The organism is Bradyrhizobium sp. TM233 (genome assembly GCF_036247965.1).
Lineage (GTDB): Bacteria > Pseudomonadota > Alphaproteobacteria > Rhizobiales > Xanthobacteraceae > Bradyrhizobium > Bradyrhizobium ottawaense.
In genome coordinates this window covers 664,107-682,315 of record NZ_BTIG01000003.1, presented here as the reverse complement: position 1 = coordinate 682,315, position 18,209 = coordinate 664,107, and the positions used below count along the sequence as shown (strand labels likewise).

The window sequence follows — 18,209 nt, the reverse complement described above, 5'->3', positions numbered from 1 at the left end:
GAAGAGTGTCGCCCTCTTATTGCGCCTGCGAAGGGTTGGTTCGTTTCTAGCGGTCGGTCGCGACCATTCGGCCAAGCAACGCAGCCGCATCGTGCCGGCCCGGTTGATCGAGATGCGCAATGCGCCGCTTGCTGGGGCCGCCGGCTTCTGCACGGGTCTCAGTCGCGCCGGGGATCTGGCTCGGTCTCCCTCAGACGCGCGGTTGGCGCAGCGGTCCACTGAGGAAGCGCTGATTCCTGATCTCGCGAAGGAGCAGCATGCGCTTGGTTTGTGCGGCGTTGAGCAGCCCCTCGAACAAGGCCAGGACCTCGCGCGCCTGCACGTAGACTTCGGTGGTGATGGCGTGTTGGTCGAAGCCATAAGTCGCAAGCCGCGCGTCGATCTCGGACGCAGCGACGGGGTCACACCGCCAGCTCAGTGCATTTTGTAGCGTGTAGGTCTCGGCCTCCGCTTCGAACTCGGGATCAATTCCGACCATGTCGATGCGCCGCAGCGTCGCCTCAACCGCTTTTTGGCGATAGGTCTCGAGCAATCTATGCCGCAACATGCGGTAGCGCTGGATGTCCCAGGACAGCTCGGCGACGTCAATGGCGAGCAGCCACTCGATGGCGGACCGCGGCGCGAGATCGGCGAAGATCACCTGCCGGAGTGCCTGGTAGTGTTCGAGCTGTTCGCCCGGCAGCAGCAGGGGCGGGGGCGCCAAGAACTCAAACTCGACCGGCAGCTCGGTGACGGTGAGCTCGCGCCCGGTTTGGAACAGACCGTTCATCCGGCGGCCTCCGAATCCAGGTTTGCCGCAAGCGACGCGGCGCTCAGGGCGAGGTTGGCGGGATCGTGGACGGGGCTTGCCGCCCACAACTGCTGCGCCACCGGCAGCGGCGCGATCTGCAGGTTCGCCCACCACGCCCGTTCATTGCCATGCTGATGCAGCTCCTGGTGATGCGCGCGGCACAGCGGGACAGTGAACTCATCGCTGACCTTGCGGCCGAGCGCCCGGGCTTGAGCGAATTTCAGATGATGCGCATCGCACGGGGTTTGCCGGCACACCAGGCAGGGCTGCTCCTTAACAAAGCACAGGTGCGCCTTGCTGCGTTTGCGGGACGGCTCCTTGGGATAGGCGAGCCCGGCCTCAGGTAGCGTTGGCTGCAGCGCGGCCTCGGCGTCAGCAGCAGGCGCTGCTGGCAGGCTTGGCGTGCCATTGAAGTCGGCGGTCTGCTCGGCCTGAGCACGGCCAGCGTCCTCAAGCTTGGCCTGATAAGCTGCCTCGACGTGCCGGGCATCCGGCTCCTGCAGGCTGTTCTTGAGCGGGAGGCTCGCCATGGCCCAGCTGAGCAGATCGGTGCTGGCAGGCAGCGCTTCCAGCTGGCGCAACAGCTGCTCCCGGAGTGCGGCGGACTCGCCCGGCCGCAGCAGGGGGGCACGGTTGAGAGCGCCCTTGCCGGGCGACGCCTTGAGGTTAGCTGGTGCGGGGGAACCGGCGGCCGTATTCGGGGCGTCCAGATCATCCTCGCCGGCAATCCCGACCAGCGCGAACAGGGCGTAGCGTCGGGCGTAGGTCAGCGCCGCACCCATGCGATGCGGCGCCTCGATGTCCCGTGCGGCGCAGACCGGCCAGTCCGAGGAGATCCATTCGCCGGAGGAATGGGCGAGCAGGGTGGTGAGATGGATGTGGCCGGAGGTTACCTCGACCCGGGTCGTCTGGATGGTGGCGATCTCCTGCTGGCTCAGCGTCTTGCGCACAATGTCGAGGCCGCTCGCCAGCGAGGCGTAGCGAAAGGTGCGGTCGTCATCGCGCAGGAACGGGGAGCGGATCTGAGCGGTCAGGGTCTTTTCCGGGTTGGTCAGTTCGGCTTGCGCGCGGGCCAGCGCCGCTGCGATCGCCCCGATATGCTCACTGGCCTGGTGCATGGACGGCCTCCATCTCAACCGGATCAAAGCTGACGGCGCCGGCTTTGGAGCGCTTGGCGCGAACGCCGTGGCCAAACGCCTCCTTGGCATCCTCCGGCAGCAGCTTCTTGAGCTCGGTCTTGGCCAGCTCATGCTCGCCATGGGCCTCGCGGGTGCGCAGATAGGTCGCCGCGCATTCGGCCCACAGATTGGACGCGGTCATGTCGACGACCTTGACGGCGGCAAGCCGCGGCCGTGGGGTTTCGATCCCAAACAGCAGCGGCGACTCGCCGCTCTGCACGCAGCGCCAGAACTTCTTTTCCGCGGTCAGCAGCAGGTGCTGGTAGAGCGGGTCGGCATGCACGGTGATCTCGACCCATTTGCCGCCGCCGGTGATGATCGACAGCACGGCGGCGCGCGCCGCGACCACCCACATGTTGTGCTGCAGCTGCGCCATGTGCTTGTCGGCCGCCGCCTCTTCGGTAAAGGCCCAGGGCAGCATGAACTTGGCCTCGAACACCGCGCCGGTCGGCGCGACGATGCCGTCCAGCGTAGCCGCCATCCAGGCATGGACGGGGTGCCGCACCCGCTTCTGGATGTCGGTGATCGCATGCCCGGTGGCGTTCTGGTACCAGCTGCGATTGAGCGCTTCGGTGGCGCTGCCAAGCTGGACGATCAGGTTGCGCGACAAATCTTGCGGCGCGATCTCGCCGCGTTTTTCCCGCCACAAGCGCTCGAGCTCGTCCTGGTCCTGGCCCATGATGATGCGGGCGTCCGAGCCGCCGATGAAGGCGCGGCGGTCGTGGCGGTTGAATGTGATGACGGAGTGGGGCGCCGCGGCGCCCTCGGATGCAATCGTGCTCACCGGTCTCTCCTGGGTTGACGCGGCTTGCCGCCGCACCACCAAAACCCCCGCCACTGCGAGGGAGAGACCGGGGCCAAGGGCCCGCCGGCCGGTTTAGTGATTAACGCTCCTTTTGCGCGGGAATGCCAGTCCTTTCTGCAGCGAATTTGCTGTTCTTTGGTCCGGAAAACCCTTGATCGCTCAATGCGTTGGAGCGAGCTTCCGGTCGCCAAGATCAGCATCAGCCGAGGACTTCGGAGATGGCTTCAATTCGCCAAATCGAAGCCAATCGCGCCAACGCCAAGCGTAGCACGGGGCCGAGGACAGAGGTTGGGAAGGCACTTGCAAGCCGCAATGCGCGTCAGCATGGGCTTTCTCGGCTGAACAAGGATGATCTCGGCTTGGACGCGCTCGCCGGCAGCGTCCTCGCGTGCCTTGGGGATCAGTCGAGCCCTTCGATCGCCCGAGATCTGCTCGAAGCAAAACTATGGCTGTCCCAAATCCGCGGCATCCGGCATGGGATGCTTGTGGCGTTCTTGGACTCAGAAAACCCGAAGCAAATGAAACGCCTTGCTGGCCCGGAACGCTATGAGAGGGCCGCTCGAACTGCGCAGCGGCGTGCCCTCAAATGCTTGCGGCCAGGATAACGAAAACAGCCCAGGGGGTGTCGCTCGTGCCGCGACGCGGCGTCATGGCGCGACGATCAGGATAGAACGATCCAACTTCTGCTCAATCGACCAAGCAGGCATACGGCATCATGCAGGCGTCCGGCATAATAGATGAGCTGCTCGATATCCATCGAGACCTGCACTGCCTCCGCGAAGCTGCCGGCCTCCGCACAGGCTTGGGCCGCCGCGGCGATCCGGCAGGCCTCCTTCAGCTTCGTGTGAATCTCCACAAGGCAAGCCTTAACGGCAGGTTCGATCGTTTGCGCATCCATCGCCGCACGACTCCGTTCGGAGGTGATCGGCGGGATGCACGCTCCAATCATTGATGAAGTCCAGTCAATCCCGGGCAATCTTCTGGCTGATTGTGAGCACAGCGTGGGGTTAGGAGGATTCACATGCGGGCAGTGCTTCTTTGGCTGTGGCTCGGAGGTATGAGGGGTAATAAAGCGCGGCGAAGCGTTTGACGGTGCCGCTCCATAACAATTCGATGAAAGTTCTGATCCACAACCTCAGCGAGATTTCGTTTTGCTTCCCGGAAACAAACGTGCAATATAAAATATGACGATCGGAAGTGGTGGCAGGGGCGATTTTGGAAGCCGTACGTCAGGATACGGGGCTGCAGTGCCTTGCGCTGCTGCTGCGATTTCATCATATCGCGGTTGATCCCGCGCAGATCGCGCATCAGTTCGCCGGCTCGTCGGTTGGCGTCCAGGAAATGCTCCGCTGCGCCAAGCAGCTCAAGCTGAAGGCGCGAGCTATACGCGAGAGCTGGCCTGGCCTTTCAAAGCTCTCATTGCCTGCCATTGTCGAACGGCACGATGGATCCTTTGCGATACTTGGCAAGGCGGGGTCCGAGGACGTCCTCATCCACGACCCCGCGGTCAATCGTCCGCAGGTGATCAAGCGCGCCGAATTCGAGGCGGGCTGGACCGGTCGCATCGTGCTGATGACGCGGCGTGCGTTACTGTCCGATCTGGCGCGCCGGTTCGATATCACCTGGTTCCTCCAGGCCATGCACAAATACCGCAGGCTGCTCGGCGAGGTGCTGCTCGCGTCATTCTTCCTGCAATTGTTTGCATTGGTGATGCCGCTGTTCTTCCAGGTCGTGACCGACAAGGTGCTGGCGCATCGCGGGTACACCACGCTCGACGTGCTGGTGTTCGGCCTCATCGTCGTCTCGATCTTCGAGACCGTTCTCGGCGCGCTTCGCACCTATGTCTTTTCCCACACCACCAACCGGATCGATGTCGAGCTGGGCGCAAGGCTATTCCGGCATCTGATCGCGCTGCCGATCGCCTATTTCGAGGCACGGCGGGCCGGCGACTCCGTGGCGCGGGTCCGCGAACTCGAGAACATCAGGAACTTCCTCACCAGCTCGGCCCTGACCCTGGTGATCGATCTCGGCTTTACCTTCGTGTTCCTCGCGGTGATGTTCTACTACTCGCCGTTCCTGACCTGGATCGTGGTCGGCTCGTTCCCGTTCTATGTCGCGATCTCCGCCGGCGTGACCCCGATCTTTCGCGAGCGGCTGGACAAGAAGTTCGACCGCGGCGCCGAGAACCAGGCCTTCCTGGTCGAGAGCGTCAGCGCGATCCAGACCCTGAAGGCGATGGCGATCGAGCCGCAGATGCAGCGGCGCTGGGAGGAACAGCTCGCCGGCTATGTCAGTGCCAGCTTCGACGTGCTCTCGCTCGGCAATTGGGCGAGCCAGTCGGTGCAGTTCATCAGCAAGCTCGTCACCGCACTGACGCTTTATTTCGGCGCGCATCTTGTCATCGAAGGCAATCTCTCGGTCGGCGAGCTCATCGCCTTCAACATGCTGGCCGGGCGGGTGGCGCAGCCGGTGCTGCGGCTGGCCCAGCTCTGGCAGGATTTCCACCAGGCGCGGGTCTCGATCGCCCGGCTCGGCGACATCCTCAACGCCGCGCCCGAGCCGATGTTCGATCCCTCGCGCGCGAGCTTGCCGCCGATCAAGGGCGAGGTGACCTTCGACCACGTCAATTTCCGCTACCGGCCGGATACCTCGCTGGCGCTGCAGGACGTCTCGCTGAAGGTGACGCCCGGACAGGTGATCGGCATCGTCGGCCCCTCCGGCTCGGGCAAGTCGACGCTGACAAAACTGATCCAGCGGCTCTACGTGCCAGAGGCCGGCCGCATCCTGATCGACGGCATCGACCTGACCGTTGCCGACGTCGCCTGGCTGCGGCGCCAGATCGGCACCGTGCTGCAGGAGAACGTGCTGTTCAACCGCACCATCCGCGAGAACATCGCGCTCGCCGACCCCGGCATGGCGATGGAGCGGGTGATCGCCGCCGCCGAGCTCGCCGGCGCGCACGAGTTCATCCTGGCGCTGCCGGATGGGTACAACACCGTGGTCGGTGAGCGCGGCGCCAGCCTGTCGGGCGGCCAGCGCCAGCGCATCGCGATTGCGCGCGCCCTGGTCACCAATCCGCGCGTCTTGATCTTCGACGAGGCCACCAGCGCGCTCGACTACGAGAGCGAGAACATCATCCAGCGCAACATGCGCAAGATCTGCGCCGGTCGGACCGTCTTCATCATCGCGCACCGGCTCTCGGCGGTGCGTCACGCGGATCGCATCATCACCATCGAGGCCGGCCGCCTGGTGGAGGACGGCAGCCACGACGAGCTGATCAAGAAGGCCGGGCGCTACGCCATGCTGCACCAGATCCAGGCGGGGCTCCATGTCGTCAGCTGATGTGATCGAGCGCAAGAGCCGGACGTTCTGGCGCCGCCAGCGCGAGGCGCGCGAATTCTTGCCCGCGGCGCTGGAGATCCTGGAGACCCCGGCCTCGCCCGTCGGACGGGCGGTGGGCCTCACCATCATCCTGTTCTTTGCGCTCGCGATCGGCTGGGCGACCTTTGGCCATGTCGACATCATCGCCACCGCCACCGGCAAGGTGGTGCCGACCGGCCGCACCAAGACGATCCAGCCGCTGGAGGCCGGCATCGTCTCGGCGATCCACGTCCATGACGGCGACAGGGTCACCGCCGGCCAGGTGCTGGTCGAGCTCGACCGCACGGTGACCCAGGCCGAGCGCAAGCGGGTGAGGCAGGACCTCGTCGCAAGCCTGCTCGACGTCGCGCGGCTGTCGGCGCTGCGCCGCAGCTTTGCCAATCTCGCCACGCCTCACGATATCGAGGAACCCGCCGGCGCCTCCGAAGTCGAGATCGCGCGGGCGCGCTCCGCCATGCTGGCGCAGGCCGCCGAGCAGCAGGCGAAGCTTGCCTCGGTGGTGCAGCAGATCGACCAGAAGCGCGCCGAGGCGCAGTCCGTCACCGCGGCGATCGCCAAGATCGACGCGACGCTGCCGCTGCTGGAGGAGACCCTGACCATCCGCAAGAAGGCGATGGACATCCAGTATGGCAACCGCATCGCCTGGATCGACGCCCAGACCCGCCTGATCGACCAGCAGAACGAGCGCATCGTGCAGGAGCGCAAGCTGGTCGAGATCGAGGCCGCGCGCCGGGCGCTGGAGCAGCAACTCGCCCAAACCCGATCCGGCTTCGAGCGGCAAGTCCTGAGCGACCTCTCCGACGCCCAGAAGAAGGCCGACGAGTTCCGTCAGGATACTATCAAGGCGCAGCAGAAGACCGACGAGCAGCTTTTGCGTGCGCCGATCGACGGCACGGTGCAGCAGCTCGCGATCCACACCGTCGGCGGCGTGGTGACGCCGGCGCAACAGCTGATGATGATCGTGCCTCGGGGCTCCAGCATCGAGGTCGAGGCGATGATCTCCAACCGCGACATCGGCTTCGTCGAACACGGCCAGGACGCCGAGATCAAGATCGATACGTTCAACTTCACCCGATACGGCCTGCTACACGGCAAGGTCATCAGCGTGTCGCGCGATGCCATCATCAAGGACAAGCCGACGGGCGGGCCGGGCTCTCTGAAGCAGGGTGGCGCACTCGCCGAATCCAGCGAGCCAGTCGGCCGGGAATTGCTCTACGCCGCCCGCGTCTCGCTCGATGGCACGCAGATGCAGGTCGAGGCCAAGATGGTGAATCTTGCGCCCGGCATGGCGGTGACGGTGGAGATCAAGACCGGGCGTCGGCGGATCGTCGAGTATGCGCTGTCGCCGCTTTTGCGGTACAAGCAGGAGAGCCTCAGGGAGAGGTGAGGCATAGCGTTGAATCTCACTATTCACAAATCGCGAGGCGATTTCACGTACTACGAGACTTTCGCGAACCGTGCGAGCGAAACCGATCAACCTAAATTGGATTGTAGGCAGACGTAGGGCTCCGGTTGTCGAATCCGCAGACCGTCTTCGCCAGCTTGCGCGGAGCTATATCATCGGATTTGTGCTAGAGTTCTGCTGGCTTCCATCGACGGAAGAGTATCGGCCATGCCCGTTCACAAAGCTTATCCCCACGTTCTCGCGAGAGCGAAGCGCGGCACGCTAATAGATCGGTGTGGCGTGACTGTTTTCTACATTGTCCTGTGGGCTGCGGCTGTGTGCTCGGTCGTTCCAATTCAGTCGGCGTTCTTTCCGCGCGAATACTTCTGGCTCACCGCTTGGGGTATCCCATTCGGACTATTGCTGCTCGCATGGGCCATTTGGGAGTGGCTCAAGCGGCGGCATCTCTAGGCCCACGCATCGCTTTTTTTTAAACAACTACGTCGTTGAGACTCGCGATCGCGCCGCAAAGAAATTGGTTGCACTTTTGGGTTGCATCGTATGAAGTTGTGTTGCATTGAAAAAACACTACCGACGACGGTCACCCTGCGTTGCCGCAGAGAAGCTGGCCGACGACAGGTTGAGGGGGACCTTCCTGCAAACTGTTTAGATGAACGTTGACGTTGCGCATGCCGGAACGTCTTGCGTTCGTCGGCGGTGTTCTTTCGACGATCGAAGTTCATTGAGGCGATCAACGGGGGCTGCAAGCAATGACCGACTCAACTCCAGCTCAAGACGCAATGGGCAATGCTCTCGGGTTCGGTATGGACGGCCCTCCAAGCTCGGTGGGCGATGTTGGTATTGGTGCTGCTCCTGGTGCTGCAGTAGGCGGTCATGTCGGGGTTGTCGGCAACGCGGTTGCTGCTGGCATGGAAGCTGCCAACGGAAATGTAGGTCAAGCGGCGGTCTCCGCCGCTTCAGCATTGGCTGGTGTTGCAGTCGGCGCTGTAGCTGCTACTGCAACTACATCCGTTACGGGTAACCCAACGGCTGGCGCGATTGCCGGTTTCGCGGCTAGCAACGCCGCAGCAACCGCAGCACATGCCGGGATAAGTGTAGTTGGCCCCGCAATTGGCCCCGCAGTGGCTGGCTTCGTTGCAAATCCGTCGAGTTACGCAGTTGACCAACAGGGATATCCAATTGGGCCGGTTGCCCCACCTGATAACCCAAGCCCAGCTGTCGACGTTGGCCCGCCGACGGCTCCTTCCGCAACGGACGGCCCAGGTGGCTCGGGCGATCCCGGCAATATGGGCGACCCGGGCGACAACGGCAGCACTGGCGACAACGGCGGCACTGGCGACAACGGCAGCACTGGCGACAACGGCAGCCCCGGCGACAGCGGCAGCACCGGCGGCACGGGCGACAGCGGCAGCACCGGCGACGGTAGCACTGGTGACGGCAGCAGCAGCGGNNGCAGCGGTGACGGCAGCAGCGGCAATGGGGACGGCAGTAGCGGCAATGGGGATGGCAGCGGCAATGGCGGCAGCGGTGATGGCAGCGCCGGCGATGCTCCCATCGTTCTCGATCTAACCGGACATGGCATCCACATCACGCAGCTTGGGTCATCCAACAAATTCTTCAACGTGGCCGGTGACGGCTATCAGCACCGAACCGCCTGGGCTGGGGCTGGCAATGGCGTCCTGGTGCTCGACGTCAAGGGCAATGGCGACGTCAATTCTCCCGAAGCGTACAACTTCAAGCTATGGGATCCGACAGCCAAGACCGACATGGAAGCCCTGGCCCATGTCTTCGACACCAATCACGACGGCAAGCTGGACGCCGGCGACCTGCACTGGAACGACTTCAAGGTCTTGGTCACGAATGCAGACGGCACCACTTCCCTCAAGACGCTGGGCGAACTCGGGATCGTCTCGATTGATCTTGTCTCTAACAACCAGAAAACCGTTCTTCCGGACGGTTCTGTCATTTATGGACAAGCCACGTTCACAAAGTCAGACGGCACGACCGGCGCCGCCGCGGACGTGCGGCTGTCATACGACGTCAACGGCTTCGTCGTTCAGCAGTCGACGCTTCACAATGCCGACGGATCGACGTCGATCGACGTCAAGGCCTATCGCGCTTCAGGACAGCTTGCGAGCGAGTCCATCAGCACGACCAGCGTAGACGGGAAGACTGTCACGTTGGCCAAGGACAACAACGGTGACGGGGTCGTCGATCAGCTCCAGACTGATCATTCAGTTCTCAACGCGGACGGCGGCACGACCGAAACCATCACCAATTTCAACGGCGCCGGAACGCGGGTCATCAACCGTACCGTCACGACGACGAGCGCCGATTTGAAAACCGTCACGATCGGACGCGATTCGCTCGGCGCGGGGACGTTCGATCAAACCGAGGTGGACGCTCGCGACGCCAGCGGCAATCTGTCGGTCATCATCACCGACCTCAATGCGGACGGCTCCACGAGGGACAAGGCCGTCGTCACCACCTCTGCAAATGGCGCATCCAAGACCGTTCAGCTGTGGCTGACCGGCGATCCTGGCCTCAATGCAACCCAGACCGACTCGATCTCCTATGCGGCCGATGGCAGCAATACCGAGACGGTCACAAATTATGTTGGCAGCGGCACAGCCGCTGCCAACAAGGTCGCCAGCGTGGTCACGTGGGCCAGCAGTGACGGGCGTTCACAAAGCGAGGCAACGGATCTGAACGGCGATGGCGTCGTCGATCTCACCACGACGAAGTCGATCAAGATCAATCCGGATGGCAGCTCCAGCACCACTCAATCGGAGTTCAATGCCGATGGCTCGCTGCGCGCGAAAGTGATTACGGCGCTCAGCGCCGATAGTCTCTCAAGAACGGACAAGCTTGACTTGAATGGCGATGGCGTTTTCGAGCAAACCGTCATCGATGTCACCGTGGTCGGTGCCGACGGCAGCCGCACCGAGACCGTCACGACACAGAGCGCAATTGCGACGATGCTCAGCCTATCGATCAGCACAGTCAGTGCGGATGGCAAATCTCGCAACATAGCCATCGATCGGAACGGCGACGGTGGATTCGAGCAGACTGAGAGTGATGTCGTGAACGCGAATGGCACCACGACGTCGACGTTAACCTGGGGAAACCCGGACGGGTCGGTTAAGGCAAAATCCGTAACGACCACTAGTGCCAACGGTTTGTCGGTGACCACCCAGGCCGATATCAACGGCGACGGGACATTCGATTCGTCCCGAGCCACCATGACGGTCGGAAATGCCGACGGCAGCTCCACGGTCACGACGACCGATTACAATGCCGACGGCTCGCTGCGGGACAGGAAGGTCGTCACAACCAATGCCAACGGGCTCTCGACGACGATTCAGAAGGATACGCTGGGGGCCGGCAGCTTTAACCTGACCGAAACCGACGTCACCGTGCTCAATGCCGATGGCAGCACGGCCGAGACGGTTACCGACACCAATGCCGATGGCTCGTTGATAGCGAAGACGGTGACGTCGATCAGCGCCGACCGGCGGACCAGGACGGTCCAGACCGACAGCCAGGGCGACGGTTATTTCGATCGTGTCGAGACCCGGCAGGTGAATGCTGACGGCAGCACGACGACGACGGTGACCGAGACCAACGCCAACGGGTCCTTGAAGGACCGGACTGTCGCCACGGTCAGCGCGAGCGGGCTGAGCACGTTGGAGCAATCGGATACCAATGGCGATGGCGTGATCGACGCCCGCGGCACGGACGTTACGGTTCTCAATGCCGACGGCAGTCGAACCAGGACGGCGAGCAAATTCAACGCCGACGGGTCGCTGAAGGACCGGACCGTGACGTCGATCAGCGCGACCGGGCTGAGCACGTTAGTGCAAGTGGACGTTAATGGCGATGGCGTCGTCGATGGCAGCGGCACCGATGTCGTGGTTCTCAATGCCAATGGCAGTCGAACCGAGACGGTCACGCATTTTGCTGGCAACGGCGCGGTCAATGACCGCGTCGCCGTCACCACGAGCGCCGGCGGGTTGTCGCGGATAACGCAGATCGACGCCGACGGAAATGGCACGTTCGACCGGACGACAACAGACGTTACGGTGCTGAACGACGACGGCAGCCGGACCGAGACGGTCTCCAATATCAACGCCAACGGTTCGTTGCGGGACAAGACGGTCACGACCACCAGCGCGGACGGCAATACGGTGTCGATCTCGCGAGATCTCAACGGCGACGGCGCGGCCGACCAGACCGAGACCTCTATTGTGGCCGCGAACGGCAGCCAGATCAGAACCGTCACGGATTTCAACGCCAATGGTTCCGTCCGTGACCGCGCCATCACGACAAGAAGCCCGAACGGCCTGTCGACGACGATTCAGCGTGATGTCACGGGAGCGGGGACATTCACCCAGACGCGGACCGACATGGCAGTTCTGAATGCGGATGGAAGCTGGACGGAAACCATCATCGACACCAATGCCGCGGGTGCCCTGGTGAACAAGACCGTCGTGACGACCAGCGTCAGCGGTTTGTCGAAGACGATTCAGAAGGATACGCTAGGGGCCGGCAGCTTTAACCTGACCGAAACCGACGTCACCGTGCTCAATGCCGATGGCAGCACGGCCGAGACGGTTACCGACACCAATGCCGATGGCTCGTTGATAGCGAAGACGGTGACGTCGATCAGCGCCGACCGGCGGACCAGGACGGTCCAGACCGACAGCCAGGGCGACGGCTATTTCGATCGTGTCGAGACCCGGCAGGTGAATGCCGACGGCAGCACGACGACGACGCTGACTGAGACCAACGCCAACGGGTCCTTGAAGGACCGGACTGTCACGACGGTCAGCGCAAGCGGGCTGAGCACGTTGGAACAATCGGATACCAATGGCGATGGCGTGATCGACGCCCGCGGCACCGACGTTACGGTTCTTAATGCCGACGGCAGTCGGACCAGGACGGTGAGCGAATTCAACGCCGACGGGTCGCTGAAGGACCGGACCGTGACGTCGATCAGCGCGACCGGGCTGAGCACGTCGGTGCAAGTGGACGTTAATGGCGATGGCGTCTTCGATGGCGGCGGCACCGATGTCATGGTTCTCAATGCCGATGGCAGTCAGACCGAGACGGCCACGCATTTTGCTTGCAACGGCGCGGTCAAGGACCGTGTCGCCGTCACCATGAGCGCCGGCGGGTTGTCGAGGATGACGCAGGTCGACGTCGACGGAAATGGCACGTTCGACCGGACGACGACAGACGTTACGGTGCTGAACGACGACGGCAGCCGGACCGAAACGGTCTCCAATATCAACGCCAACGGTTCGTTGCGGGACCAGACGGTCACGACCATCAGCGCGGACGGCAAGACGGTGTCGGTCTCGCGGGATCTCAACGGCGACGGCGCGGCCGACCAGACCGAGGCAACTATTGTGGTCGCGAACGGCAGCCAGATCAAAACCGTCACTGATTTCAACGCCAATGGCTCCGTCCGTGACCGCGCTATCACGACAACAAGCCCGGACGGCCTGTCGACGACGATTCAGCGCGACGCCACGGGAGCGGGGACATTCACCCAGACGCGGACCGACGTGACGGCCCAAAATGTGGATGGAAGCTGGACAGAAACCATCGTCGACGCCAACGCCGCGGGCGCTTTGGCGGACAAGACCGTCGTGACGACAAGCGTCAACGGCCTGTCGAAGACGATTCAGAAGGACACGCGAGGGGCCGGCGTGTTCGACTTCACCGAGACCGACGTTTCCGTTCTCCATCCAGACGGCAGCACCACCGAGACGGTGACGGACACCAATGCGAGCGGAGCGCTGATCCGCAAGACGATTGCGACGGCGAGTGCAGATCGCAAGACGGTCTCGCTGTCCCGTGACATCAACGGCGACGGCGTAGTCGATCAGACAGTGGCCAGAGTGACGAATTCGGCCGGCAGCGTCGTGACGACGAAGACCGATTTCAACGCCAATGGCACGCTCAAGGACAAGGTGGTTGTGACAACCAGTGCAAATGGTTTGTCGACAACGGTCCAGCGTGACACCGCGGGCGCGGGCACGTTCAACCAGACCATGACCAAAGTTGCCGTTCTGAACGCCGACGGCAGCCGTACCGAGACCGTCACCGATTTCAATGTCGATGGCACGGTCAAGGATAGAGCCGTTGTCACGACCTCGGCTGACGGGCTGAGCCGCTCCACCGAATGGGATCTGAAGGTCAATCCGATGATATCGGACCCGCCGGTCGCGACGCAGACCGATGTTATCGTCATCAATGCGGACGGCAGCCGCACCGAGACCGTGAAGAACTATCTGACGATGGCGCCTGGCCCGCTGTGGATTAAGGCTGCCACGACCAGCGCTAACGGCCTGTCGACATCGGTTCAGTGGGATACGACGGGAGCGCTGGATTCGGGTCAAAATCCTGTCTTTGACCAGACGCTCACCGACGTCACGGTGCTGAACGCCGACGGCAGCCGCACCGAGACCGTTTCCGCCTACAAGGCCGGCGGCGTGCTAGGATCGAAGTCGACGACGACGACCAGCGCGGACGGCTGGAGCACCACCGACGTCTCCGATCTCGATGGGGACGGTCTGACCGACCAGAGCCGGACCGTCGTCACGGCAAGGAATGTCGACGGCAGCCGGGTTCGGACGGTCACCGATTACAACGGCGACAATTCTATCAAGGACAAGGTCGTCAAGGTCACCAGCGCCGATGGCCAGACCGTTACGATCACGCGCGACGTCGATGGCAACGGGACCGTCGATCAGACGCAAGTCAACGTCACGGCCGTCGATGGCAGCGAGATCGACACCATCACGGATCTCGGGTCGCTTGGAACTGCTGTGGACAGGACGGTCGTGAAGACAAGTGCGGATGGCCTGACTAAGGCGACGCAGTGGGATTTTGATGGCAACGGGACCATTGATCACACCCGAACCGACATGACCGTCAAAAACATTGATGGAAGCTCCGTTGAGACCATTACCGAAGTAAATGGCAACGGCTCGCTTCGCCAGAAGATTATTTTAACCGAGAGCGCGGATGGCCTGACCAAAACGGTGCAGAAGGATCTGCTGGGCAGAGGTTATTACGACTACACCGAGGTGACGTCGATCGCGATCGACGGAAGCTCGACGACGGTCGCAAAACACCTGACTTCGACCGGAACCGTCACTGACCAGACGATCACAACGGTCAGCGCGGACGGCAATGCCACGAGCATCCAAGGAGACACGACTGGCGCCGGCACTTACAATTTCCGCGCCACTACTCAGAAGAGCATCGACGGCAGCTCCGTCACCAACGCCGCCTACGTCAACGCTAGCGGGCAGACGACTAAGCGTATCGTCACGACCTTGAGTGCCGACGGTCTAGTGACCACGGACCAGACAGACAGCACGAATGCCGGCTGGTTTGACAGCACCAATACGACCGTCATCCGGGTCGACGGCAGTACAGTGTCGACTTCGCTTGATCTGAACCCGGACGGCTCGCCCAAGAAGGGGGTGGTCACGACGACGAGTGCAAACGGCAACACCGTCACGACATCGCAAATCCTGTACGGGACGGGGGGCAACGATAGCCTGGTCGGGACAGCCGGAGCCGACATCATGTACGGAGGCGCTGGCAATGACGACCTTTTCGGCGGCCGTGATAACGACGTTCTACATGGTGGCAAGGGAAGTGATACTCTCAGGGGATGGCTAGGCGATGACACTTATGCCTTCGGCCGGGGCGACGGTCTCGATACCATCTTCGACGACGCTGTCCTAACAGGGACGGACGCCGGCCATTACAACGGCGGCGTCGATACGTTGGCTTTCGCGTCGGGGATCAAGCTGTCCGACATTGTCCTCCAGCTGTCGGGCAACGATCTCATCGTTGGTATCAAAGACCCAGCCAATGCGGGTTTGTCCCTCGCCCAAATGACCGATCGCATTACTCTGCAGAATTGGCTCGATCCGCTCGACCGCATCGAAAAGTTTGTCTTCGCCGACGGGACGACGCTTGACTTCTCGCCCCGTGCTGGTTTGGCGGCGGGCTTTGCGACAATTGATACAGCCGGTTCGACGAGCCTGATGCAGATCGGGACCAATTACTATTTCTACTCCAACGGCATCGGACCAATGTTGAAATACGGCGGCGTGCCGTTCACGTCTGACATGCTGGAAGGCCGCACGCTCCTAGGCGTGGAGCAAACTTCTTTCGGTTACGAGCTTGCCATCCGCCTTCCCGGCACCGACGAGTACACCGTCTGGAACACCGACTTCAGCGGTAATGTTAACGGCAACGGGACCGGCGGTGTCGTGCATGGGAACAGTACAGAACTGATATCGCTCGAGCCCAGTTTCCATCAGGATTTGAACGGCGACGGGGCGATCGGCGTACCGCCGATCGAAGCGGCGGGATCAACGATCCTGATGCTGTCGAATAACAACTATTATCTCAATAGTAGGACCACTGGCGCCGGACCTGTCCTGAAGTATCAGGGCTCGCCGGTGGCGGCGGCCAACTGGGGCGCGTGGTCTGTCATTGCTGCGGAGCAGGCTTCAGGTGGTGGTTACATCGTCGTCTGGAAGAGCGCGACGAGTGCTCCACATTATTCCGTTTGGAATACGGACAGCGACGGCAACTTCCTGACCACTCTGGCGGCTGCCCCTGAAGTGCTTGGCAACGATGCCTCCCTTGAAGCGTTCGAGCCGGTGCTCCATCAAGACGTCAACGGGGACGGCACGATCGGTGTTCCCACTACGATCGAAACGCTGGGATCGACCAGCCTGGTTCTTTCGGCAAACAATTATTACCTGATCGGCTTGAATACGGGCACTGGACCCACCCTGAAGTACCAGGGGACACCTGTGCTTGCGACGGATTGGGGCGCGTGGACCGTCATTGCAGCTGAGCAAATCGCAGGCGGCGGCTACGATGTCGTCTGGAAGCATTCAAGCGGCCAATTCTCGGTCTGGAGCACGGATAGTAATGGTGCATACCTGACAACGCTCGCGGCCGCCCCGCAGGTTGCGGGAACGGACCCGTCACTTGAGGCGCTCGAACCGACATTCCATCAAGATGTCAATGGCGATGGCATCATCGGAGTCCCCCCAATTGAATCCTACGGATCGACCAGCCTGCTTCTGTCCGGCGGGAATTATTACCTGAACAGCATCAGCACTGGTAATGGACCGGTCTTGAAGTACCAAGGCTCTGCGGTCATCGCCGCCAACTACGGAGCGTACAAGGTCATCGCCGCCGAGCAATTGTCAGATGGCGGTTATAACGTTGCCTGGAAGAACACCTCGACGGGTCTTTTTTCCATTTGGAATACGGATAACAATGGCAATTTCGTAAAGACTGTTGCCGCGGCGCCGGAATTGGGCGGGACAGAAATGTCTCTGAAGGCGCTAGAGCCAATGTTTCATCAAGACCTCAACGGCGATGGTGCGATCGGCCTGCCTTCAATCGAAATGAACGGCTCGACTATCACCGCCTTGGATGGCGGTTATTACTTTATGCTAAGCGCCAGCAACGGTACGGGCCAAAGTCTGAAATATCAGGGCTCTGCGGTGATTGCCGCCAACTATGGAGCCTACAAGGTCATTGCGACCGAGCAGGTGTCGGGTGGCGGCTACGATGTCGTATGGAAGAATTCGTCCACGGGATATTATTCGGTCTGGAGCACGGACAGTAACGGCAACTTTCTAACGACCCTTGCGGCTGCTCCTGAGGTGCTGGGGAGCGCTCCGTCTTTGAAGGCGCTCGAGCCGGTCCTTCATCAAGATCTCAACGGCGACGGCGTGATCGGAGCGTCTCCCGTCGTTCTTGACCTTGACGGTAACGGCATCGATCTCCTGCCATTGTCCAGCTCTTCTGCGGCGTTTGACATGGATGGGCAGGGCCGAGAGCGTACCGCGTGGATATCCGGGGCGGACGGTCTGTTGGCTATCGATCTCGGCGCAAACGACAGTGCCGGGCCCGACGGCATCATCGATCAGACCAACGAGATTGTGTTTACGGCGTGGGCGCCCGGTACCACGTCCGATATGACTGCGCTCGCGCAAGTTTTCGACAGCAATCATGATGGTGAACTTTCCGGCGCCGATGCGCGTTGGGACGACTTCCGAATTTGGCAAGATCTTGACGCGGACGGTTTCTCTCAGTCCGGCGAGGTTCATAGGCTTTCAGATTTCGGAATCTCGTCCATCGGTCTCAACCCGATCGGTGCCCCATCGGTCCTGTCCGATGGATCGGCTATTCAGGGCTTGTCGAGCTATGCGCGAACTGACGGTACAACCGGCATCGCTGGCGACGTCACTTTTGCAATTGATCCAAGTTCGCGTCTGTCCAATGCGTTCAGCCAGTTGGTGCAAGCGATGGCGAGTTATTCGGACAAGCGCGGGTTCGTGACGTCACCGGAAGCTCTGTCATCTCAGTACAATCAAGCGGCTCAAGGAGCGTTGGCGGCGACGTGGCGGCCGGCGGCGGCAGGCTGATGGTCGTCAAAACTCTGTAGTCGAGTTCTTGAAACTAGGACGGGGCCGCTCGAAACGGCGCTCCCCGCGTTGGACTCGGGAGTCCTCCTGTGATCATCGGCGCGCTACCGTGCGGTTGCGGGCGGCGCTGGCACATTGTGGAGCCGAAGGTTATCAGGCCGTGGTT

Annotated in this window: 7 protein-coding genes; 3 read left to right on the top strand and 4 right to left on the bottom strand. The window is 61.9% G+C overall.

What is annotated here, in order from left to right:
- Positions 1-190 precede the first annotated feature (190 nt).
- The 4 genes from AABA86_RS10255 to AABA86_RS10240 all read right to left on the bottom strand — a co-directional run bounded on the left by AABA86_RS10255 (position 191) and on the right by AABA86_RS10240 (position 3,671).
- Positions 191-769 (bottom strand): hypothetical protein, encoded by a 579-nt coding sequence (locus AABA86_RS10255; protein WP_338306617.1) that lies wholly within the window; start codon positions 767-769, stop codon positions 191-193.
- Entirely contained in the window at positions 766-1,908 is a 1,143-nt protein-coding gene (locus AABA86_RS10250) for an ERF family protein (RefSeq protein ID WP_338306616.1), read from the bottom strand. Before AABA86_RS10250 ends, AABA86_RS10255 begins: the two co-directional genes overlap by 4 nt.
- Complete coding sequence (locus tag AABA86_RS10245) at positions 1,892-2,743, bottom strand: YqaJ viral recombinase family protein (protein WP_421608477.1); 852 nt, start codon at positions 2,741-2,743, stop codon at positions 1,892-1,894. Before AABA86_RS10245 ends, AABA86_RS10250 begins: the two co-directional genes overlap by 17 nt.
- A 691-nt stretch (positions 2,744-3,434) precedes the next feature.
- On the bottom strand, positions 3,435-3,671 hold the full coding sequence (locus AABA86_RS10240; RefSeq protein WP_338306614.1) for a hypothetical protein: 237 nt from the start codon (positions 3,669-3,671) through the stop codon (positions 3,435-3,437).
- 317 nt (positions 3,672-3,988) lie between these two features.
- Between AABA86_RS10240 and AABA86_RS10235 the strand changes: the two genes are divergently transcribed.
- From AABA86_RS10235 to AABA86_RS10225, 3 genes are all read left to right on the top strand, one after another.
- A complete protein-coding gene (locus AABA86_RS10235) occupies positions 3,989-6,115 on the top strand; it encodes a type I secretion system permease/ATPase (RefSeq protein ID WP_338306613.1) in 2,127 nt (708 codons plus the stop codon).
- Positions 6,102-7,541, top strand: a complete 1,440-nt coding sequence (locus AABA86_RS10230; protein WP_338306612.1) for an HlyD family type I secretion periplasmic adaptor subunit — start codon at positions 6,102-6,104, stop codon at positions 7,539-7,541. Before AABA86_RS10235 ends, AABA86_RS10230 begins: the two co-directional genes overlap by 14 nt.
- A gap of 767 nt (positions 7,542-8,308) precedes the next feature.
- On the top strand, positions 8,309-18,043 hold the full coding sequence (locus AABA86_RS10225) for a beta strand repeat-containing protein (RefSeq protein WP_338306611.1): 9,735 nt from the start codon (positions 8,309-8,311) through the stop codon (positions 18,041-18,043).
- Positions 18,044-18,209: the final 166 nt, after the last annotated feature.

Excerpts from the sequence above, each read along its gene's own strand:
- AABA86_RS10255 (WP_338306617.1), bottom strand. The coding sequence starts at position 769 with ATGAACGGTCTGTTCCAAACCGGGCGCGAGCTCACCGTCACCGAGCTG.
- AABA86_RS10230 (WP_338306612.1), top strand. The coding sequence starts at position 6,102 with ATGTCGTCAGCTGATGTGATCGAGCGCAAGAGCCGGACGTTCTGGCGC.
- AABA86_RS10250 (WP_338306616.1), bottom strand. The coding sequence starts at position 1,908 with ATGCACCAGGCCAGTGAGCATATCGGGGCGATCGCAGCGGCGCTGGCC.
- AABA86_RS10240 (WP_338306614.1), bottom strand. The coding sequence starts at position 3,671 with ATGGATGCGCAAACGATCGAACCTGCCGTTAAGGCTTGCCTTGTGGAG.